Raw genomic sequence first — 21,456 nt, 5'->3', positions numbered from 1 at the left:
ATTCTATGTAGAAAACAAGAAAGTAGTACTTAATTGCTTGCAGTCTATATTAGTACGAGTTCAATGTGAACAAAAATCTAAAAATATCTTTCATTTACGAAGCCAGGTCATATAAGACTTGGCTTTCATCAGAAAAAGGAGAACATTTATGACCATTCAAAATAAAACTATGTTGATTACTTACTCAGATAGTCTTGGAAATAATCTTAAAGATTTATATGAGAATTTGAAAGAACATTTTGGTGATGCTGTTGGAGGAGTTCACCTTCTACCATTTTTCCCATCAACAGGTGATCGTGGATTTGCGCCAGTTGACTATGATGAAGTGGATTCGGCTTTTGGTGATTGGGAGGACGTTAAGCGTTTAGGTGAGAAATATTATCTTATGTTTGACTTTATGATTAACCATATTTCTCGTCAATCTAAGTACTATAAGGACTATCAAGAAAAACATGAAGCCAGTGAATTTAAAGATCTCTTTTTAAACTGGGATAAGTTTTGGCCAGAGAACCGTCCGACACAGTCTGACGTAGATTTAATCTACAAGCGTAAGGATCGTGCACCAAAGCAAGAGATTGTTTTTGCAGATGGTTCAGTGGAACATTTGTGGAATACCTTTGGTGAGGAGCAGATTGATCTTGATGTGAGCAAAGAAGTAACGATGGCATTCATCCGTAAGACGATTCAACATCTAGCAAGTAACGGGTGTGATTTGATTCGCCTAGATGCCTTTGCTTATGCAGTGAAGAAATTGGATACCAATGATTTCTTTGTGGAACCAGATATTTGGAATTTATTGGACAAAGTTCGAGATATCGCTGCTGAGTATGGGACAGAGCTCTTACCTGAGATTCATGAACACTATTCGATTCAGTTTAAAATAGCGGATCATGATTACTATGTTTACGATTTTGCCCTTCCAATGGTGACCCTTTATACTCTTTACAGTTCCAGAACAGAGCGCTTAGCTAAGTGGTTAAAGATGAGCCCGATGAAGCAATTTACGACACTAGACACCCATGATGGGATTGGAGTGGTGGATGTCAAGGATATCCTGACTGATGATGAAATTGACTATGCTTCAAATGAGCTCTATAAGGTTGGAGCGAATGTCAAACGTAAGTACTCTAGTGCAGAGTATAACAATCTAGATATCTACCAAATCAATTCAACCTACTATTCTGCGCTTGGAGATGATGATGTCAAGTACTTCCTCGCTCGTCTGATTCAAGCTTTTGCTCCAGGCATTCCTCAGGTTTACTATGTGGGTCTATTAGCAGGAAAAAATGACTTGAAATTATTAGAAGAAACCAAAGAAGGTCGAAATATTAATCGTCATTACTATAGCAATGAGGAAATAGCAGAAGAAGTTCAACGTCCTGTGGTGAAGTCTCTTCTCAATCTATTTTCTTTCCGTAATCGGTCAGAGGCCTTTGACCTAGAAGGGACTATTGACATTGAAACACCAACAGCTCACAGCATTGTAATCAAACGTCAAAATAAAGACAAGTCCGTAACAGTAGTAGCAGAAATTGATTTGCAAAGTCAGACCTATCAAGTAGTGGAAAATGGCAGAAAAATTCAGTTCTAATGCTATATTAATGAAAGAGTTTTTTTGTGGCGAAAACGTGTTCATTGTTCCCAAATGACGGAAAAAATGGTAAAATATAAAGATAGTTTAGCATTTATCTTCTGGAGAAATCCAGAACAGAAAGGATCCGTTTTGAAATCAATTGGATTACTGGATAAGATAAGAGGGCTTTCGAAAAAAGATTTCTTTTTGTATCTGATGATCATAAGTATCTTTTTACCTTTTTATTTATTCTTAGCGCTCTTTGCTTTATATTTGATAGGTTTACTTGTTACTGGGGAGATGAAGGGAATAATCAAAGGATTGGCAAAACATCCTGTACTTCTCTTTTTTATTGCCTATAGTAGTATCATCTCTATCGTCGCCAAGAACTGGCTTGGATTGGTTGCATCTTTACTGATGTTTCTCTTCCTCATTTTCTTTAGCTTCTACCAGAAACGTCTGACGCATGCTTTCTTTCGACTGATTCTGCAGACAATCTTGTTTGGTAGTGTGCTCTCTGCGGCTTTTGCTACTTTGGAGCATTTTCAAATTGTAAAGAAATTTAACTACGCCTTTCTTTCGCCCAATATGCAAGTATGGCACCAAAACCGTGCAGAGGTGACCTTCTTCAATCCTAACTACTATGGGATTATCTGTTGCTTCTGTATCATGATAGCTTTTTATCTCTTTACAACGACGAAGTTAAGATGGTTAAAAATCTTTTGTGTGCTAGCAGGTTTTGTGAATCTATTTGGTTTGAATTTTACGCAAAATAGGACGGCTTTTCCTGCCATCATTGCTGGTGCAATCATTTATCTTTTTACAACCATTAAAAACTGGCGTGCCTTCTGGCTCAGTATTGGAGTTTTCGGGATTGGACTTTGTTTCCTCTTCTCAAGCGATTTGGGAGTCCGTATGGGAACGCTAGATTCTTCAATGGAGGAGCGTGTTTCAATCTGGAATGCGGGTATGACTTTGTTTAAACAAAATCCGATCTGGGGCGAGGGACCACTGACCTATATGAATTCTTATCCGAGAATTCATGCACCTTACCACGAGCACGCGCACAGTCTTTACATTGATACCATTTTAAGTTATGGTTTGATTGGAACCATTCTTCTATCCATTTCTTCGGTTATTCCGGTTCACATGATGATGGATATGAGTCAGGAGTCTGGTAAACGACCAATTATCGGTCTTTATCTCTCCTTCCTTACAGTAGTCGCTGTACATGGAATTTTTGACTTGGCTCTCTTCTGGATACAGTCAGGATTCATCTTCTTGCTGGTTATGTGCAGTCTACCACTGGAACATCGAACACTGGTGTCCGAAATGACAGATTAAGTTAATAAATAGTGAAGATCTTCTACTTTAGGTAGGAGGTCTTTTTTGTTGGTGGAAATTATTTCTAAGTCGAAATAGTTGACAGATGGAATGACAGGTGTTACAATAAAAAACAATTCGATATAGAAATAAATTGGAGAAGTCATGAAAGATAGTCATTTGGTAGCCTATCATATTCGTTTGTTGAATGGGCGGATTTTTCAAAAGTTACTGAGTCAGGATTCGGAGGCTCTTTATCGAAGTGAGCAGGGCAAGATTCTCACTGTTTTATGGAATAGTGAAACTGGCTGTGCAACTGCGACAGATATTGCGCTTGAGACTGGTCTCACCAACAATACGCTCACAACCATGATAAAGAAACTTGAGGAGCAAAACCTGGTCATCATTAGCTCATGTGGAATAGATAAGCGAAAGAAATATGTCAAGTTGACAGAGCAAGGTTGGTCCCAGAAAGAAGTTGGCCATCGTATCAGTCAAAAGTTGGATGCTATTTTTTATAAAGGGTTCACCGAGGAAGAAATTCGGCAGTTTGAAGCCTTTCAAGATAGAATTTTGGCTAATCTGAAAGAGAATGGAAATTAGGCTTAGAATGGGGTAAATTAGTTATTAAAAGTTTGGTAACTTGACCAACCGAGGGAAGTTTTAAAATGAGGACAAAGAATGATTGAATACAAAAATGTAGCACTACGCTATACAGAAAAAGATGTTTTGAGAAATGTCAATTTACGGATTGAGAATGGGGAGTTCATGGTTTTAGTTGGACCTTCTGGATCCGGTAAGACGACCATGATCAAGATGATTAACCGTCTCTTGGAACCGACTGATGGAAATATTTATATGGATGACAAGCGCATCAAAGACTATGATGAGCGTGAACTTCGTCTTTCTACTGGTTATGTTTTACAGGCCATTGCTCTATTTCCTAATCTAACGGTTGCGGAAAATATTGCTCTCATTCCTGAGATGAAGGGGTGGACTAAGGAAGAGATTGCTCAGAAAACAGAAGAGCTTTTGGCTAAGGTTGGTTTACCAGTGGCTGAGTATGGGCATCGTTTACCTAATGAATTATCTGGTGGAGAACAGCAACGGGTCGGGATTGTCCGTGCCATGATTGGTCAGCCTAAGATTCTCCTCATGGATGAACCTTTTTCAGCCTTGGATGCTATTTCGAGAAAACAGTTGCAGGTTCTGACGAAAGAATTGCATAAAGAGTTTGGGATGACAACGATTTTTGTGACCCATGATACGGATGAAGCCTTGAAATTGGCGGACCGTATTGCTGTCTTGCAGGATGGAGAGATTTGTCAGGTGGCTAATCCCGAGACGATTTTGAAAGCGCCTGCAACAGACTTTGTAGCAGACTTGTTTGGAGGTAGTGTTCATGGCTAATTTGATATCAACTTTTCAGGATCGTTTTGGTGATTGGGTAACAGCTCTATCTCAACATTTGCAGTTATCACTTTTGACCTTGTTATTAGCTATTTTGCTTGCGATTCCCTTGGCTGTTTATCTTCGTTATCATGAAAAGATGGCGGACTGGGTCTTGCAGATTGCAGGAATTTTCCAGACTATCCCGTCTCTGGCCTTGTTGGGACTCTTTATTCCCTTGATGGGAATTGGAACCTTGCCTGCTTTGACAGCACTAGTGATTTATGCGATTTTCCCGATTTTGCAAAATACCATCACTGGGTTAAAGGGAATTGATCCAAGTCTACAAGAGGCTGGGATTGCTTTTGGGATGACCAGATGGGAACGTCTCAAGAAGTTTGAAATTCCACTGGCTATGCCCGTCATAATGTCTGGTATTCGGACGGCGGCGGTTTTGATTATCGGTACGGCAACCTTGGCTGCCTTGATTGGTGCAGGGGGACTGGGTTCCTTTATCCTTTTGGGAATTGACCGCAATAATACCAGTCTGATTTTGATTGGGGCACTTTCTTCTGCAGTGCTGGCCATTGCCTTTAACTTCCTACTAAAAGTGATGGAAAAAGCAAAATTGAGAACGATTTTCTCTGGTTTTGCCTTGGTGACCATATTGCTCGGTCTGTCTTATAGTCCAGCCTTACTAGCTCAAAAAGAGAAAGAAAACTTGGTGATTGCTGGGAAATTGGGGCCTGAACCAGAAATCTTGGCCAATATGTATAAGTTACTGATTGAAGAAAATACCAGTATGACTGCGACTGTTAAGCCGAATTTTGGGAAAACAAGCTTCCTCTATGAAGCTCTGAAAAAAGGGGATATTGATATCTATCCTGAATTTACCGGTACGGTAACTGAAAGTTTGCTTCAGCCATCACCTAAAGTGGGTCATGAGCCAGATCAGGTTTATCAGGTGGCGCGTGATGGCATTGCTAAACAGGATCATCTAGCCTATCTCAAACCTATGTCTTATCAAAATACTTACGCTGTAGCTGTTCCGAAAAAGATTGCTCAAGAATATGGCTTGAAGACCATTTCGGACTTGAAAAAAGTGGAAGGGCAGTTGAAGGCAGGCTTTACACTTGAGTTTAATGACCGTGAAGATGGCAATAAGGGCTTGCAGTCAATGTATGGCCTCAATCTCAATGTGGCGACCATGGAGCCAGCCCTTCGCTATCAGGCAATTCAGTCAGGTGATATTCAAATCACGGATGCCTATTCAACCGATGCAGAGTTGGCGCGTTATGATTTGCAGGTCTTGGAGGATGACAAACAACTCTTCCCACCTTATCAAGGGGCTCCACTAATGAAAGAAGCTCTTCTCAAGAAACATCCTGAGTTGGAGACGGTTCTCAATAAATTGGCTGGTAAAATTACGGAAAGCCAGATGAGCCAGCTCAACTACCAAGTCGGTGTTGAAGGCAAGTCAGCAGAACAAGTAGCCAAAGAATTTCTACAAGAACAAGGTTTGTTGAAGAAATGATGGGGCAGAGACTTTAAACATACTGAACTCAACTCCCTTAAACAACTAGATAAAAGAATGCTCAGACAATTTCGTCTGGGCTTTTTGGGTGTCAGAATTAATGATTTTCATTTTTAAACGATAAATTGTAAAATATAGTGTAACAAAAAAAACTCATAGCGTTTCATTGGTGTAAACTGTAGGTAACCACACAAACAAAAGCCGAGGAAAAACTATGAGCTACTCCCATCTTACCATAACCGACCGAATAAAGATAGAAACCTACATGGAATTAGGTTTAAAACCTTGCCAAATTGCAAGTAAACTTGGCGTCCATAAGTCTCCCATTTCAAGAGAGTTAAGACGATGCCAAAATGCTTACTCCGCCGTCTTAGCACAGGAACACTACAACCACAGGGCTAAGCAAAAAAGTCGGAAGTCTCGTTTGACACCAAAGTTAAAAAAGGAAGTTGATGAGTGTTTAAAATCCTCCTGGCCTCCTGATCAGATTTGTGGTCGTTATCAGCTTGAACAAAAGCTAATGACAGCTTTAAAAACCATCTATAACTGGCTCTACGCTGGTTTGATTGATCTGTATTTAAACGTCCTGCGTCGTAAAGTAAAGACTCGACAACCCAAAGAAACATGTGGGACATTTAGGATTGGCACGTCGATTGCCAAGCGTCCTAAAGAGGTCAGGAATCGTGAGACCTTTGGTCACTGGGAGCTTAATACGGTGGTGTCTTCCAGAGGGAAAAGTAAAGGGTGTTTAGCGACCTTTCTAGAGCAAAAAACTCGTTTTTACTTAGCTTTCAAGATGCCAAATAGAGCAGCCAAATCTATGTTTTCAGCCATTGAACAACTTTGTAAGCTATTCCCAAAAGAGGCTCTTAAAACCTTCACTTCAGACAGGAGAAAAGAGTTTGCCTGCTACCCTCTGGTAGAGAACTTAGGAATTTCCTTTTTCTTTGCGGACGCCTATTCATCCTGGCAGAGAGGAAGAAATGAAAACGCAAATGGCTTGCTAAGAGAATTTTTTCCAAAGAAAACAGATTTAGCCGCTATCTCTGACGAAGCTTTGAGCAAGGCCTTATATGATATCAATCACCGACCACGAAAATGTTTAGCTTACAGAACTGCTTATGAAGCATTAGAGGATGAGTTCAAGTAAATGTTGCGCTTATTCTTGCAATTTATTAAATGGAAAATAAGAGGAAATTTTCAGGATTTTCTAAAATTTTACTGTAAATACACTTGACTATTCAGATAATAGGTGTATAATGTGTTGTGAACTACTTAACAAATAAGGATTTCCAGCTCATGTCGACTAAGGATGGAAATCTTGTGTATAGACAGTTTAGTAGATATATAATAGAGCGTTGCGTCCGAAAGTCTATCCAGACACGGCTCTTTAAAAACAAAAGGAGAAAATATGACGACTTATTTGCAAACAAAACTCAAGAATATCAAAATTACTCTTGGTGAAATGTCTAGTGGCTACCGCCGTATGGTTGCTTCTATGGCTGATTTAGGATTTTCAGGAACCATGAAGGCTATCTGGAATGACCTCTTTGCCCATCGTAGTTTTGCTCAGTGGCTTTACTTACTGGTTTTAGGAAGTTTTCCAATCTGGCTTGAGTTGATTTATGAACACCGCATTGTTGACTGGGTTGGGATGATTTGTAGCCTGACAGGGATTATCTGTGTCATCTTTGTATCGGAAGGTCGAGCAAGTAATTACCTTTTTGGTTTGATTAACTCTGTCATTTACCTTATCTTGGCTTTGCAGAAAGGCTTTTATGGTGAGGTGCTGACGACTCTCTACTTTACGGCCATGCAGCCAATTGGACTTCTAGCTTGGATCTACCAAGCACAGTTCAAGAAAGAAAAGCAGGAGTTTGTCGCGCGTAAACTGGACGGCAAGGGTTGGACCAAGTATCTTTACATTAGTGTTCTTTGGTGGTTGGTATTTGGATTCATTTATCAGTCTATCGGAGCCAATCGTCCTTATCGCGATTCCATTACCGATGCGACCAACGGGGTAGGGCAAATCCTCATGACAGCTGTTTACCGTGAGCAATGGATATTCTGGGCAGCTACCAATGTCTTTTCAATCTATCTCTGGTGGGGAGAAAGCCTGCAAATCCAAGGGAAATACCTAATTTATCTCATCAATAGTCTAGTTGGTTGGTATCAGTGGAGCAAGGCAGCAAAAAGCGCTTAAAAAAATATGGGAACTATATACCAGTTTACACCACCAACAACATATTGTATTTATGAGAATATCAAAAAAGACGATTTCCGTTTTGGAAGTCGCCTTTTCAATTTTAATAGTTGTTCCCTTTTGAAGAGTTGTGCTTTTTACATAATAGTTGGCAATTTTCAGGGACAGTTTTTCCACCTAAAGACCACGGTGTAATATGGTCGCCTGCTAGTTCTTTAAGAGCATACTCCCTGTTGTTTCCTTCATCCACACAATAAACGCAGTGATGGCTCTGTTCTTCATATTTTTGCTTGATGGTTTTATCATCAAAAGCTCTAAGTTGGAGATATTTGGAATCTCCGTAAATGATGTACTGATAAATCCCTTTCATTTTAGTTGTGACTTCATCATCATTTACCAACTCTACAATTTTTTCGTTAATGACAGAAGCACTATTTTTGATGATATTGTTGTCTAACTGTCCTAATTGATACTCTTTGTAGATTGTTCCCCAATCCATCCCTTTCAAACTGTTTTGATAGCTTATAAACTTTCCACGAACCCATTCAATTATGGCAGAAAAATTTTGCCATAATTCAGAAGCATCTGCATCTCCTTGATGCTTCAACATATAATCTTCGATTGTATTTGTACTATCGTCATTATCATTTTGTGAAGCCCATTTAATAGCAGTTTGTAGATACTCTTGTCTATTCCAATTACCATTTAATAGTGGTTCTGCTTTATCGTTATTCGGATTCTCGTCAGCAAGTACAACGCCACGTCCAGTCTTTGTTGAAAATCTTTGTTTAGCATCAGAAAGCCAAGTTCCTGTATAAGCAGAGTTTCTTAATTCTTGCTCATTTAATGGTTCGCCTGCTGTATTGATAACATGAAACCATTTCATTTTTTCGGAAGCAGTTCCTTCACAAACATATATGTCTAACTCATAATCAAGAATTTGTTCTGCTAAGTCAGTTAGGTTCATCTGAAGATTTGGGAAATCTTGTTGTGGAGCACTGGATGGAAATTTACTTGATTTTACAGAGTAATTCCCCATAACATAATTACAAATAGCTAAAATACGTTGTTGACCATCGAGAACTTCATATTGTCCGTTTCCTAAATCAACCCAGTACATAATACCTAAAGGACACTCATCTAAAACGGTTTGAATTACAGCTTGTCTCTTATCTTCGTTATATACGCTATTTCTCTGATAAGAAGGACGAATATTCAAGTTACCATTATATCCTTTTACAGCGTCAGTAGTAGCACCATCATCATTATTGGTATACCCACTAGCTAAATCTCTGATAGTGAATGGTCTATCAAGTATATCTCTTAATCTTCTTACTTTCATTTTATTCTCCTTTTATCAATATCCCTTATCTTCATCACGACTAATTGGATTTAGATTTCTAACTAAAATTCTGAAATATGGAGGTTTCCCATCTATTGTTAAATCTTTATCGTCATCTCCTTTTCTGAATTTAATAATCTCGAATTCAGTTGGATTGAAATAATTGATAAAAGTTATTGGTACTCCCATTACACCATCATAATCAATTGGAATGTCTTTAACATTATCTACATTTATTGCATCGTAGTTATCGTATTTAGGGTATTTACTCTCAAACCCTTCGTAATATTTATGAGCTTTTGTTTGGTCAAATACATCACCTACATGCCATAAACCATCATGTCGTTTTTGTAAATCTAAGTTAGTAAACCAACAACCCATTATATGCTTTACTTTTTTTCCATCTTCATCCAATTTTTCATAATCAGCTCCCTCTGGAACATACAACCAAAAGTCTGAATTCATACTTCTAGCACCAATCCAAATTTGGTTATTCTGAATAAGTGGAAAAATTTCCTTATATGTTACAGAGTTTTTGTTTCCGATAACGATAAATTTTTTTTGATGTTCCATTAATTGAGAAATATATTCTCTAAACAAACTGAACGGAGGATTAGTCACAACAATATCAGCTTCTTTCAGATAGTTTATACTGTCCTCGCTCCGGAAATCTCCAGCGGTATACTCATCATCTCCATAAATAGTTTCAATATTTCCAGCTTCCATATTGAAGTCATCGCCACCTTCATAAATCAGAGCATACGAAGGTTCGCTATCTTCTTGAAAATGTGTTGCTATCAGTTTTTTAATACCCAAACTAGCAAAATTGTTATGAAAATAACGCCAAAAATTTGATTGTGTTGGGTCATCACAATTACAGTAGATAACCTTATCTCTAAAGTGTTCTCTATAATGCCCCATTTCCTCAGCAATATCTTTATAACGAGTATAAAACTCATCGTTTTTGGCTTTTTTAGCGTTGTGGAGTGAGCCAGCCATTATGCCACCCCACTTTCGTAGGGAGCATAAAAGGCTTCCTCACAAAAATGTGAAAAAGCCTGTTTTAGAGCTTGACAAAAAACACGTCCGATTACATAATCAGCGTGAGCTGTGAGCTGTGAGCTGTGAGCTGTGAGCTGTGAGCTGTGAGCTGTGAGCTGTGAGCTGTGAGCTGTGAGCTGTGATTGCGTTCATAATGCTTAATTTCCTTTATTTTTGATACTTCTATTATATCAAAATTCTGGCTTTTTGCATAGTAGAAGTTTACATTTTTGTTGACAATCATTCTTGTTTTCGATATAATATAATCAAGAAGTAAGGAGTACCAGTTATGAAGTTTGAGTTTAAATCATTATTTGATTTACAATCTGCTTTTCCAGACGAACAGTCATGTATTGACCATTTAGAAAATATGATTTGGGGCGATGTGTTTATCAGCCCTTTTGATGCTACCTCAAAGGTCTACAAATGTAAAGGTAACAAATACCGTTGTAAAAATACTGGAAAATACTTCAATGTCAAGACTGGTACTCTTTTTGACAATACTAAAATTGAACTTCGTAAATGGTTTATGGCAATTTGGCTTGTGACTTCTCACAAAAAAGGAATCTCATCTGTACAATTATCAAAAGATATTGGTGTTACGCAAAAAACAGCTTGGTTCATGCTGGAACGTATCCGTAAGTGTTTTAGTTCTGAAAACAACAATAGTCTTGATGATGTTGTGGAAGTTGATGAAACCTACATAGGTGGTAAAAACAAGAACCGTCATAACTCCAAAAAAGTCAAAAATGCTCAAGGGCGTTCATTGAAAGACAAATCTGCTGTAGTAGGCATGGTACAACGTCAAGGTAAAGTTAATGCTCATCATGTTCCAGATACAAAGACGAAAACATTGACTGAACAGATTGTCAAATACGTAAAGGAAACAGCTCAACTTTACACAGATGAATGGCTGGGTTATAATAAAGTGGCTAAGATGTATAATCATGACTTTGTTAATCATGGAATTAGTGAGTATGTGCAAGGTGATGTTTATACCAACACGATTGAAGGCTTTTGGGCTGGATTGAAACGTGGAGTATTAGGAATTTACCATTCGTGGTCTAAGAAATATCTTCAAGACTATGTAGATGAATTTGTTTTTCGTTATAATACTCGTGACTATTCGAATAGTGAGCGTTTTAATCTCCTGATTTCAAATGCCTGTGTTCGAACTAAATACAGGGAGCTGATTTATGGCTACTAATACATTACATGACCTACATTTTGAATTGGAAAGGTCTATCGCTCGTAGAGTTGATAGTAAGCTGATTGGTTATCAGATCAGCCTTTCAGATGGTTTTTACAATAAATACACCAAACTCTGGGATAAGACCTATTCCTTTGATTTTGTTACTGAACATCGCTCTTTTTATACTCAACTAACAAAACGTTGTGTTTATGACGTACTTGGAGATAGTCAAAAGAGAATTGACAGAAAGGCTATTGCCAAACAAATGGCAGAGTTAGAAGCCTTGGTTGATATTGCAGAAAGTAAAGAGGAGTTTCAGAGCTTTTTTGAGAAAAAATACAGTCTCAAATTTCCTGATTTGAACGATTGCATTCATCAGAAGAAAAAAGAGTTATCTGATTTTGACAAAAAACTTTGGATAGCAATGCACTATAACCCTAGAAAAGATGAGGGGGAATAATAATGACAACATGGTACGATTACATGGTGAGAGCTAGTGAACATGCTGGAAGTGACGGTGATTTGTGGTTTCGCTATCTTTATAAGGTCATTAAAGATGAGGAGACTAAACTAACTACTGATGATGTAGAGCAATTGTTGAAAAATCCTACCTTAACACCTTTCCAAAAAATAACCCTTCAAGATGCTTTAACAGAAGGTACACACACAAGAGAACACGTTTTGCAGGCGAACCGTAAAAGTCAGCCAAAAGATATTTTGAAACTCTTTAGAGAGGGTAACTATGGATAAGAAAGTTTTATTTGAGGCTCTCAATACCGAATTAGCTAAGGAAAATATTGATCTAGAAATTATCTGTGTTGGTGGTTTTGTTCTGGAGTATTACAATCTCCGAGGAACACAAGATGTAGATGCCTTTTATCAAGAAGATGCTAAAATCAGAAGCATTATTGAGAAAGTTGGCGATGATTTTGATGTGAATGAGCCTGATGAGTTATGGCTGAACAACAATGTTGCAAATATGAATAAAATACCGCCACTGTCTATCTGTGAGAAGGCATTTAGCTATTCAAATTTGACTGTTTTTGTACCACCATTATCTTACATTCTCGGAATGAAACTAGACAGCGGACGAGATAGAGATAGGCAGGATGCTGGGGAAATTATTAAACTAGTGAAAATTCGTTCTATAAAAGATATTATCAATAAACTCAAAGAATATGGTTTTCAACCAGACCTTTCATTGATATTGGAAGTATTTGAGATAGCCTATGGTATGGAATGGTTGGCAGAATATATGAGTGAACATTATGAAGAATTTAGACATTATTAAAAGACGATTTCCGTTTGGAAGTCGCCTTTTTTGATATTCTCATAAATACAATATGTTGTTGGTAGTGTAAACTGGTATATAGTTCCCAAAAGTAAAAAAGGATCAGATGATCCTTTTTTTGTGTTAGAGCAAAATGAATAATACCGTAATGACAATAGCACTCGTTATACGAATAATGTGGTGCGATATATGTTGATTTTCTTGCTGTCGCCCGTTCCAGTAGGCACCATAGCAGACGATACTCGAACCCACAATCCATAGCAGAATGGTTGCAACTGGGACGAAGTAAAAGATAGCTAGAGCCAGAGAAGTGATGCAACTGCCGACCAAGATGCACGTGTTTCCCAAACTGTAGTTCTTTTGTTTCATGGCTGAAAAAGCAGCAGCAAGGTGAAGTAATGAGAATGCGAGAGCTAGTACGATTGTTAGTATTCCTAGAATCATCGAAGTTAACATAGTTGGTTCCTTTCTGAGTTACAGGCTTAGTTATCAAGTGGAGTTGTAGAGGTCATCTCTATTACATCAAGGTAAAATTTCACCACTTGGTCTTCAGTATAAGATTTTCCTTTTTTTAGCCACCAGGTCAGTGTTTCGATAAAGTTGGTTACTACAAAATGTTTTAGGTAGGAAGCCGGAATGTTTGGATAGGCCTCTTGCAAGTCATCCGCCACCATGGGATAGACGTGGTGTTCGAGTTCCTTGTGTAGTTGGCGGAGGAAGTAGTCGTTTTTGGAAAAAAGAAGACTGGTGACGTGGTCCTGATTTTTTTGAAAATGTAAAAAGATATGAGCGAGGTAGTCCTCGGTAGTAAAGTGTCCTTCCCTTTCAAAGAGATGATGAAAGAGGTAGCGACAGAGCTCATCTAAAAGGAGTTCCTTACTTTCGTAATGACAGTAAAAAGTAGAACGTCCAACATCTGCGAGGTCAATGATATCCTGGACAGTAGTGGCATCATAGCCCTTGTCGTTCAAAAGTTGTAAAAAAGCTTGATAGATGGCTTTTTTAGTCTTGCTGACTCGACGGTCTCTTTTTGGCATATAGACACTTGAGACAAACTGTTCAGAACTGAACATGGCTGACAGTTTGTTTCTATCCTTTCTTTGGATTTTATTAGATAATACAAATGAAGGAAGTATGTATATACCCATTATACCAAAGGAGGGAGAGAAATGAGTTCTAAAACATCTATCTGGTTAGCTTTTTTCTTAAATTTAAGCTATGCGATAGTCGAGTTTATCGCAGGAGGAATCTTTGGTTCAAGTGCAGTTCTTGCTGATTCAGTTCATGACTTGGGGGATGCTATAGCCATTGGCATATCTGCCCTTTTAGAAACGATCTCCAATCGTGAAGAAGATAGGCAGTATACCTTGGGTTACAAGCGTTTCAGCCTTTTAGGGGCCATGCTAACGGCTGTGATTCTTATGATAGGGTCTGTCCTAGTGATCTTGGAAAATATCACAAAGATCGTTCACCCGCAACCCATCAATGAGGAAGGCATCCTCTGGCTGGGAATCATTGCGGTAGCTATTAATGTGCTAGCTAGTATAGTAGTTCGTAAAGGAAAGACAAAGAACGAGTCAATTCTTAGCTTGCATTTTTTGGAAGATACCCTTGGTTGGCTGGCTGTCATTCTAATGGCGATTATCCTCCGATTTACAGATTGGTATATCCTCGATCCACTTTTATCCCTAGTCATTTCCATCTTTATTCTTTCAAAAGCTATTCCTCGTTTTTGGAGCACACTCAAGATTTTCCTAGATGCTGTACCAGAAGGGGTCGAGACAAGTGATTTGGAGAAGGATTTAGAGGCTCTTCCCAATGTCAACAGTGTCAATCAACTTAGCATTTGGTCCATGGACGGTCTAGAGAACAATGCTATTGTTCACATTTGTATCAAGGACTGGGAGCAGATGATGGAGACCAAAGAAGTGGTGCGTCAATGTTTAGAAGAAAGAGGCGTGCAGAATATCACTATTGAAGTAGATAGCAGTCAAAGCAATCATGCGCAACATAGGCGGAAGGTGAGAGAGGTAGAGCAGAAGCATGGTCATCATCATTAACAAAACGACCTCTAGCGAGGTCGTTTCGTTATCCTATTCATTCCTCGTACTCTCTCTCAAAGTCAGTCTGGTGCCCAGCATAGTCAAGCTGGGGATTTTGCGACCGTGGAGAACTTCCTTATTAAGAATATCCATACCTGCTCGGCCCATTTCTTCGGTATAGACGGTAATGCTAGAAAGAGGAGGATAGACCTGCTTGGTCAGACTAGTGTCGTTAAAGGAAATAAGGCTGACGCGGTCTGGTAGGCTAATTCCAGCTTCTTGAAGGGCACGGAGGGCACCGATGGCTAAACTATCGCTGGCAGCGAAAAAGGCTGGTGGGAGTTGTTCTCCTAGCTTGTGAATGGCCTCCTTCATCAAGTCATAGCCAGACTGGGCAGTAAAGCTCCCTTGAAAAACCAGTTCTTCATGGTAGATACCATTTGATTGGGTAATGTCTTTGAAGTTTTCTAGTCGCTTATCCTGGATAATTTCTTCCTGGTCGGTTGTTTCCTCAAGGCCTGTGAGAATGCCAATCCGATCCACCCCCTGACTGAGGAAATGGTCTACAACTTGTTTCACAGCAGTGTAAAAATCAGTGATAATACAGGTATGACCTAGTGAGAGGGTGTCACTGTCTATAAAGACTAAAGGTTTTTGGTATTCTTCAAAGGCAGCAATCTGAGCTTGGCTAAATTTTCCGATGCAGAGAATGCCAATCACTTCCTCGCTTAGTGTAAAAGGATGGTCATTAAAATAGCGCAAGATGTCATAGTCCAACTCTTGGGCCCTTTTTTCAATACCGAGACGAATCTGATAGTAGTAGAGGTCGTCCAACTCCCCTTGTTCGCTGACCCATTGGATAATGGCAATCTTTTGCTTGGGTTTGTGGGATTCGCCTGTCTTGAGGTGCTTAGTATAGCCCAGCTCTTCAGCGACAGTTAAAATACGATGTCTGGTTTCTTCTGTGACAGATAGGCTCTGGTCGCGATTGAGGACACGAGATACGGTCGCGATAGAGACAGAGGCTAGCTGTGCAATGTCTTTTAAGGTAGCCATAAATCCTCCTCCTTTTAGGTTAGTATATCATATTTTTCTGCTTTTTACTGATAGTTTAGTAAAAGTTTAGTAAAAAGGATTGACCTTGGTAAATCCCTTGGATACAATAGAAGAAAACGATTACACGTTAAGGTGACTTAACGGACAGTCAAAGGAGAATTTATATGACACAAGATCTTACTACTGAAGCCCTTCGCAAAGACTTTCTTGCCGTTTTTGGTCAAGAAGCAGACCAAACTTTCTTTTCACCAGGTCGTATCAATTTGATTGGTGAACACACGGATTACAATGGTGGACATGTTTTCCCAGCAGCTATTTCCTTGGGAACTTATGGGGTGGCTCGCAAACGTGACGACCAAGTTTTGCGTTTCTACTCAGCCAACTTTGAGGACAAAGGTATCATTGAAGTTCCTCTTGCTGACCTCAAATTTGAAAAAGAGCACAGCTGGACCAATTATCCAAAAGGGGTCCTCCATTTCTTGCAGGAAGCTGGTCATGTTATTGACAAAGGGTTTGATTTCTATGTCTTTGGGAATATCCCAAATGGTGCAGGCTTGTCTTCATCAGCATCTTTGGAACTTTTGACAGGGGTCGTGGCAGAGCATCTCTTTGGTTTAAAACTAGACCGTTTGGATTTGGTTAAAATCGGAAAACAAACAGAAAATTACTTTATCGGAGTCAACTCTGGTATCATGGACCAATTTGCCATCGGTATGGGGGCAGACCAACGTGCCATTTACCTAGATACCAATACGTTAGAATACGACTTGGTGCCACTTGATTTGAAGGACAATGTCGTTGTTATCATGAACACCAACAAACGTCGTGAACTGGCGGACTCTAAGTACAATGAACGCCGTGCTGAATGTGAAAAAGCCGTGGAAGAATTGCAAGTTGCCTTGGACCTTCAGACCTTGGGTGAATTGGATGAGTGGGCCTTTGACCAATATAGCTATCTGATTAAAGATGAAAATCGTTTAAAACGTGCTCGTCATGCTGTGCTTGAAAATCAACGTACCCTTAAAGCTCAAGCAGCCCTTCAAGCAGGTGATTTGGAAACATTTGGTCGCTTGATGAATGCTTCTCACGTTTCTCTTGAACATGACTATGAAGTGACTGGTTTGGAATTGGATACCCTTGTCCACACAGCTTGGGCTCAAGAAGGTGTTCTGGGTGCTCGTATGACAGGGGCAGGTTTTGGCGGATGTGCCATTGCCTTGGTGCCAAAAGATACTGTTGAGGCCTTTAAAGAAGCCGTTGGCAAGTACTACGAGGAAGTAGTTGGATATGCTCCAAGCTTCTATATCGCTGAAGTTGCAGGTGGCACTCGCGTCCTTGACTAGTTAAAAGGAGGCTCTATCGTGACCTTAGTAGATAAATTTGTAACACATGTTATTACTGAAAGTTCATTTGAGGAAATGGATCGAATCTACCTGACCAATCGTGTCTTGGCACGAGTGGGAGATGGTGTTTTGGAAGTTGAGACGAATCTGGATAAATTGATTGACCTCAAGGACCAGTTGGTTGAGGAAGCGGTTCGATTAGAGACGATTGAGGATAGTCAGACTGCGCGTGAAATCCTTGGTGCTGAACTGATGGACTTGGTAACCCCTTGTCCAAGTCAGGTTAATCGTGACTTTTGGACAACCTATGCTCACTCTCCTGAGCAGGCGATAGGGGATTTTTACCAGCTCAGCCAGAAAAACGACTACATCAAGCTCAAGGCCATTGCTAAAAATATTGCTTATCGTGTACCATCTGACTACGGAGAACTTGAGATTACCATCAACCTCTCTAAGCCTGAAAAGGATCCAAAGGAGATTGCGGCGGCCAAGTTGGTGCAAGCTAGCAATTATCCCCAGTGTCAGCTTTGTCTAGAGAACGAAGGCTACCATGGTCGGGTTAACCATCCAGCTCGCAGCAATCACCGCATTATTCGTTTTGAAATGGCGGGTCAGGAGTGGGGCTTCCAGTATTCGCCCTATGCTTATTTTAATGAGCACTGTATTTTCTTAGACGGCCAGCACTGTCCGATGGCGATTAGTCGTCAGAGTTTTGAGCGTCTGCTGGCGATTGTAGAGCAATTTCCGGGATATTTTGCAGGTTCGAATGCCGACCTTCCAATCGTGGGAGGCTCTATTCTGACTCATGACCACTATCAGGGAGGCCGTCACGTGTTTCCTATGGAATTGGCTCCCTTGCAAAAGGCTTTCCGATTTGCTGGTTTTGAACAAGTCAAGGCTGGGATTGTCAAGTGGCCTATGTCAGTGCTACGTTTGACTTCGGATTCCAAAGAGGATTTGATTAACTTGGCTGACAAAATTTTGCAGGAATGGCGGCAATATTCAGACCCTGAAGTACAGATTTTGGCAGAGACAGACGGGACACCACACCATACCATTACACCGATTGCTCGTAAACGCGATGGACAGTTTGAGTTGGACTTGGTCTTGCGAGACAATCAGACATCGCCAGAGCATCCTGATGGCATCTATCATCCCCACAAGGATGTCCAACATATCAAGAAGGAAAATATCGGCTTGATTGAGGTCATGGGCTTGGCTATCTTGCCACCTCGTTTGAAGGTAGAAGTGGAGCAAGTCGCTAGCTATCTTGTAGGAGATGGTGAAGCAGTTGCAGACTATCATCAGGAATGGGCAGACCAGCTCAAAGTCCAACATCCAGATCTAGCAGATAAAGAAAAAGCCCTTGAAATCGTCAAGGACTCTGTGGGTGCTATCTTTGCGCGCGTTCTAGAGGATGCGGGGGTTTACAAGCAGACGGAACAAGGACAGGCAGCCTTTATGCGCTTTGTAGAGCAGGTTGGAATTTTGCCAGACTAGGAGCTTTCTCCTTGCACAGTTCTATAAAAAGTAGTATCATAGTGTCGTTTGAACTATCAGGAGGAAACGATGAAAGATTTTCATTTTGACGCTATATCTGCCTTTGAAAATTACGAAATAGAAAAAATGAGAGATGGTCACGTTGTGGTGACGACAAAAGTAGTGGATTCGTCGCTCAACTATTATGGCAATGCCCATGGTGGCTATCTCTTTACCCTTTGTGACCAGATTAGTGGTTTAATGGTTATCTCACTGGGGCTTGATGGAGTGACGCTTCAGTCCTCTATCAACTACCTCAAGGCAGGAAAACGCGACGATGTGTTGACCATTAAAGGAGAATGTGTCCATCAAGGTCGCACAACCTGTGTCGTGGATGTCGATATCACCAACCAAGAGGGCAGAAATGTCTGCAAGGCAACCTTCACCATGTTTGTCACAGGACAGCGGTCAGAAGAGAGACAGGTGAGGATATAGAGAAACAAAAAAGAGGTCTACACCTCTTTTTTTTATTTCTTTTTCCGATTTAATACTGCATTGAGTACAATAGCCAGTAGGCTGGCTACGACGATTCCGTTTGAGAAGAACATTTGGAAGGCTGTCGGCATGCTGACAAAGAGATTACTGTTATTGAGTCCGACACCTGCAGCGATTGAAACAGCTGCGATAAGGAAGTTGTGTTCATTGTTAGCAAAGTCAACACGGGCGAGGATTTGCATCCCTTGAAGGGAAACAAAACCAAACATCACCAGCATGGCCCCTCCAAGAACAGGGCTCGGAATGATTTGAGCGAGGGCTCCAAACTTAGGAAGGAGTCCAAGGAGAACTAAGAAACCAGCCGCGTAGTAGATTGGCAGACGAGTCTTGATACCTGATAATTTAACCAAACCAACGTTTTGTGAAAATCCTGTGTAAGGGAAGGTGTTAAAGATTCCTCCGAGAAGGACAGCTAAACCTTCTGCGCGGTAACCGTTACGCAGGCGCATGCTGTCGATTGGGTCATTGGTAATATCAGACAAGGCCAGGTAAACACCAGTTGATTCAACCATAGACACCGTTGCAATGATACACATCATGACAATAGAAGAGATTTCAAAAGTTGGCACCCCAAAGTAGAGGGGAGTAGGAACATGGACTAGTGGTGCTGCCGCAACAGGGGATAAATCAACCAAGCCCATAGTAGCAGCAATGGAGGTTCCGACAACCAGACCAATCAAAATGGAGATAGACTTGATAAATCCTTTGGTAAAGATGTTGATCAAGAGGATGATCAGAACAGTGATAGCTGCAAGCAAGAGACTTTGACCAGTTGGCTCTGGAACGTTATTTCCCATATTTCCAATAGCGACAGGAATCAAGGTTAAACCAATCGTGGTAATGACAGAGCCTGTTACGATAGATGGGAAGAGATTGGCTACTTTTGAGAAGATGCCTGAAATCATAACTACATAAATCCCTGAAACGATAAGAGCACCAAACATAGCACCGCTACCGTGGCTTTGCCCAATCATAATCAAGGGAGCAACCGACTGGAAGGCAACCCCGAGAACGACTGGTAGTCCAATCCCAAAGTATTTGTTGAGTTGGAGTTGAAGGAAGGTAGCTACCCCACACATGAAGATATCTGTGGAGATTAGGTAGGTCAACTGTTCAGCTGAATAGCCAAGAGCTGTCGCAATCATGATAGGAACCAGGATAGAGCCTGAGTACATGGCTAGTAAGTGCTGTAAGCCAAGAACGGCTGCTTGTGAATGTTTTTCTTGTTTTTGCATTAGAGATCTGCCTCCTTAAATACGACCTGACCGTTTTCAAAACGTTCCAAACGAGCGAGTGATAGAACTGGATAGCCAGCTTTCTCAAGCAAATCACGACCATCCTGGAAGGATTTTTCAATCACGATACCAATCGCTTCAACTTTTGCTCCGGCTTGTTCGATGATTTGGATCAAGCCTTTGGCAGCTTGGCCATTAGCTAGGAAATCATCGATAATCAAGACCTTGTCCTCAGGTGAGAGGAATTTTCCAGCGATGGAGACCGTGCTGGTCACCTGCTTGGTAAAGGAGTAGACTTGAGCAGTTAAGATGCCTTCATTCATGGTGATGTTTTTAGCTTTCTTGGCGAAAATCATGGGGACATTCAAGGCTTCAGCTGTAAAAACGGCTGGGGCAATGCCTGACGCTTCAATGGTTACAACTTTGGTAATGCCAGAAGAAACGAATCTTTTCGCGAATACCTTCCCAATCTCTCGCATCAAGCTAAAGTCAACTTGGTGGGTTAAAAAGGAATCCACCTTGAGGATGTTGTCACCCAAGATATGCCCATCCTTGAGGATGCGCTCTTCTAATAATTTCATAAGACCTCCTAAAGTCTAAAAGATACTTCATTTGCTTGTTTAGAGTTTCTAGCAAGAAATAGAAAAAAGACCTACTTAATCCCCTAAGTAAGTCCCCAAAATAGGTATGGCCAAAACCATACCTCCAGCTGACATACTCATTGTTAGGTGTTCCGGCACCTTGTAGAAACGTCGTGCCAATTCACGACATAAACAAGTAAAATGATATTCAATTTTAAATAGGCTACTGCCAATGTTTTTATTTTACACCAAATAGCTTTATAAATCAAATATTTTG

At 40.3% G+C, this 21,456-nt stretch carries 22 protein-coding genes and 1 riboswitch; of the genes, 15 read left to right on the top strand and 7 right to left on the bottom strand.

Annotated elements, in window-relative coordinates:
• The first annotated feature begins 148 nt into the window (after positions 1-148).
• The 7 genes from gtfA to pnuC all read left to right on the top strand — a co-directional run bounded on the left by gtfA (position 149) and on the right by pnuC (position 8,022).
• Positions 149-1,591, top strand: a complete 1,443-nt coding sequence (gene gtfA, locus NMM25_RS08735; protein WP_254736604.1) for a sucrose phosphorylase — start codon at positions 149-151, stop codon at positions 1,589-1,591.
• Positions 1,592-1,723: 132 nt separating this feature from the next.
• Complete coding sequence (locus NMM25_RS08730; RefSeq protein ID WP_235081267.1) at positions 1,724-2,917, top strand: O-antigen ligase; 1,194 nt, start codon at positions 1,724-1,726, stop codon at positions 2,915-2,917.
• 144 nt (positions 2,918-3,061) lie between these two features.
• Positions 3,062-3,499 carry a MarR family winged helix-turn-helix transcriptional regulator gene (locus NMM25_RS08725; protein ID WP_254736603.1) on the top strand — a complete coding sequence of 146 codons (438 nt, stop codon included), beginning with the start codon at positions 3,062-3,064 and terminating at the stop codon, positions 3,497-3,499.
• 78 nt (positions 3,500-3,577) lie between these two features.
• Positions 3,578-4,306, top strand: coding sequence for an ABC transporter ATP-binding protein (locus NMM25_RS08720; protein ID WP_125841131.1), 729 nt, complete (start codon positions 3,578-3,580; stop codon positions 4,304-4,306).
• Positions 4,299-5,819: an ABC transporter permease/substrate-binding protein gene (locus tag NMM25_RS08715; RefSeq protein ID WP_254736602.1), complete on the top strand. Its 1,521-nt coding sequence runs from the start codon at positions 4,299-4,301 to the stop codon at positions 5,817-5,819. Before NMM25_RS08720 ends, NMM25_RS08715 begins: the two co-directional genes overlap by 8 nt.
• 214 nt (positions 5,820-6,033) lie before the next feature.
• Positions 6,034-6,969, top strand: a complete 936-nt coding sequence (locus NMM25_RS08710) for an IS30 family transposase (RefSeq protein WP_254736601.1) — start codon at positions 6,034-6,036, stop codon at positions 6,967-6,969.
• A gap of 261 nt (positions 6,970-7,230) precedes the next feature.
• Complete coding sequence (pnuC, locus tag NMM25_RS08705) at positions 7,231-8,022, top strand: nicotinamide riboside transporter PnuC (protein ID WP_254736600.1); 792 nt, start codon at positions 7,231-7,233, stop codon at positions 8,020-8,022.
• 103 nt (positions 8,023-8,125) lie between these two features.
• On the opposite strand, the gene NMM25_RS08700 is transcribed toward pnuC, so the two are convergent.
• Both NMM25_RS08700 and NMM25_RS08695 read right to left on the bottom strand, forming a co-directional pair.
• Entirely contained in the window at positions 8,126-9,364 is a 1,239-nt protein-coding gene (locus NMM25_RS08700) for a DUF262 domain-containing protein (RefSeq protein ID WP_254736599.1), read from the bottom strand.
• 15 nt (positions 9,365-9,379) lie between these two features.
• On the bottom strand, positions 9,380-10,363 hold the full coding sequence (locus tag NMM25_RS08695) for an adenine-specific methyltransferase EcoRI family protein (protein WP_061852952.1): 984 nt from the start codon (positions 10,361-10,363) through the stop codon (positions 9,380-9,382).
• A 331-nt stretch (positions 10,364-10,694) separates the two neighbouring features.
• Here NMM25_RS08695 and NMM25_RS08690 point away from each other — a divergent pair, with 331 nt between their 5' ends.
• From NMM25_RS08690 to NMM25_RS08675, 4 genes are read left to right on the top strand one after another with little or no spacing between them, the layout of a single operon-like run.
• Positions 10,695-11,612: an IS1595 family transposase gene (locus NMM25_RS08690; RefSeq protein ID WP_254736598.1), complete on the top strand. Its 918-nt coding sequence runs from the start codon at positions 10,695-10,697 to the stop codon at positions 11,610-11,612.
• On the top strand, positions 11,602-12,057 hold the full coding sequence (locus NMM25_RS08685) for a hypothetical protein (protein ID WP_125840772.1): 456 nt from the start codon (positions 11,602-11,604) through the stop codon (positions 12,055-12,057). Before NMM25_RS08690 ends, NMM25_RS08685 begins: the two co-directional genes overlap by 11 nt.
• Positions 12,058-12,059: 2 nt before the next feature.
• A complete protein-coding gene (locus NMM25_RS08680; RefSeq protein ID WP_020902550.1) occupies positions 12,060-12,347 on the top strand; it encodes a hypothetical protein in 288 nt (95 codons plus the stop codon).
• Positions 12,340-12,888, top strand: a complete 549-nt coding sequence (locus NMM25_RS08675) for a DUF6036 family nucleotidyltransferase (RefSeq protein WP_049476728.1) — start codon at positions 12,340-12,342, stop codon at positions 12,886-12,888. Before NMM25_RS08680 ends, NMM25_RS08675 begins: the two co-directional genes overlap by 8 nt.
• 123 nt (positions 12,889-13,011) lie before the next feature.
• Here NMM25_RS08675 and NMM25_RS08670 read toward each other — a convergent pair whose 3' ends face one another.
• Both NMM25_RS08670 and NMM25_RS08665 read right to left on the bottom strand, forming a co-directional pair.
• On the bottom strand, positions 13,012-13,344 hold the full coding sequence (locus NMM25_RS08670) for a glucuronide permease (protein WP_254736597.1): 333 nt from the start codon (positions 13,342-13,344) through the stop codon (positions 13,012-13,014).
• Positions 13,345-13,370: 26 nt separating this feature from the next.
• On the bottom strand, positions 13,371-13,925 hold the full coding sequence (locus NMM25_RS08665; RefSeq protein WP_254736596.1) for a TetR/AcrR family transcriptional regulator: 555 nt from the start codon (positions 13,923-13,925) through the stop codon (positions 13,371-13,373).
• A 132-nt stretch (positions 13,926-14,057) separates the two neighbouring features.
• On the opposite strand from NMM25_RS08665, the gene NMM25_RS08660 reads away from it, so the two are divergent.
• On the top strand, positions 14,058-14,948 hold the full coding sequence (locus NMM25_RS08660) for a cation diffusion facilitator family transporter (RefSeq protein WP_254736595.1): 891 nt from the start codon (positions 14,058-14,060) through the stop codon (positions 14,946-14,948).
• Positions 14,949-14,981: 33 nt separating this feature from the next.
• Here the strand turns inward: NMM25_RS08660 and galR are convergent, their stop codons facing one another.
• Positions 14,982-15,986, bottom strand: a complete 1,005-nt coding sequence (gene galR, locus NMM25_RS08655) for a DNA-binding transcriptional regulator GalR (RefSeq protein ID WP_254736594.1) — start codon at positions 15,984-15,986, stop codon at positions 14,982-14,984.
• 164 nt (positions 15,987-16,150) lie between these two features.
• Between galR and NMM25_RS08650 the strand changes: the two genes are divergently transcribed.
• From NMM25_RS08650 to NMM25_RS08640, 3 genes are all read left to right on the top strand, one after another.
• A complete protein-coding gene (locus tag NMM25_RS08650) occupies positions 16,151-17,329 on the top strand; it encodes a galactokinase (RefSeq protein ID WP_254736593.1) in 1,179 nt (392 codons plus the stop codon).
• Between the two features lie 18 nt (positions 17,330-17,347).
• A complete protein-coding gene (locus NMM25_RS08645; RefSeq protein WP_198459283.1) occupies positions 17,348-18,829 on the top strand; it encodes a UDP-glucose--hexose-1-phosphate uridylyltransferase in 1,482 nt (493 codons plus the stop codon).
• A gap of 69 nt (positions 18,830-18,898) precedes the next feature.
• Positions 18,899-19,303 carry a PaaI family thioesterase gene (locus NMM25_RS08640; RefSeq protein WP_254736592.1) on the top strand — a complete coding sequence of 135 codons (405 nt, stop codon included), beginning with the start codon at positions 18,899-18,901 and terminating at the stop codon, positions 19,301-19,303.
• Between the two features lie 32 nt (positions 19,304-19,335).
• Here the strand turns inward: NMM25_RS08640 and NMM25_RS08635 are convergent, their stop codons facing one another.
• Positions 19,336-20,598 carry a nucleobase:cation symporter-2 family protein gene (locus tag NMM25_RS08635; RefSeq protein ID WP_254736591.1) on the bottom strand — a complete coding sequence of 421 codons (1,263 nt, stop codon included), beginning with the start codon at positions 20,596-20,598 and terminating at the stop codon, positions 19,336-19,338.
• Positions 20,598-21,179 carry a xanthine phosphoribosyltransferase gene (locus NMM25_RS08630; RefSeq protein ID WP_084945007.1) on the bottom strand — a complete coding sequence of 194 codons (582 nt, stop codon included), beginning with the start codon at positions 21,177-21,179 and terminating at the stop codon, positions 20,598-20,600. Before NMM25_RS08630 ends, NMM25_RS08635 begins: the two co-directional genes overlap by 1 nt.
• A gap of 120 nt (positions 21,180-21,299) precedes the next feature.
• Positions 21,300-21,395, bottom strand: a riboswitch (purine riboswitch).
• Positions 21,396-21,456 lie beyond the last annotated feature (61 nt).

The sequence above is a fragment of the Streptococcus sp. CF10-1 genome (genome assembly GCF_024295825.1).
GTDB lineage: Bacteria > Bacillota > Bacilli > Lactobacillales > Streptococcaceae > Streptococcus.
Note: the sequence above shows the minus strand (reverse complement) of the source record. Positions and strands in the feature narration are given on the sequence as shown.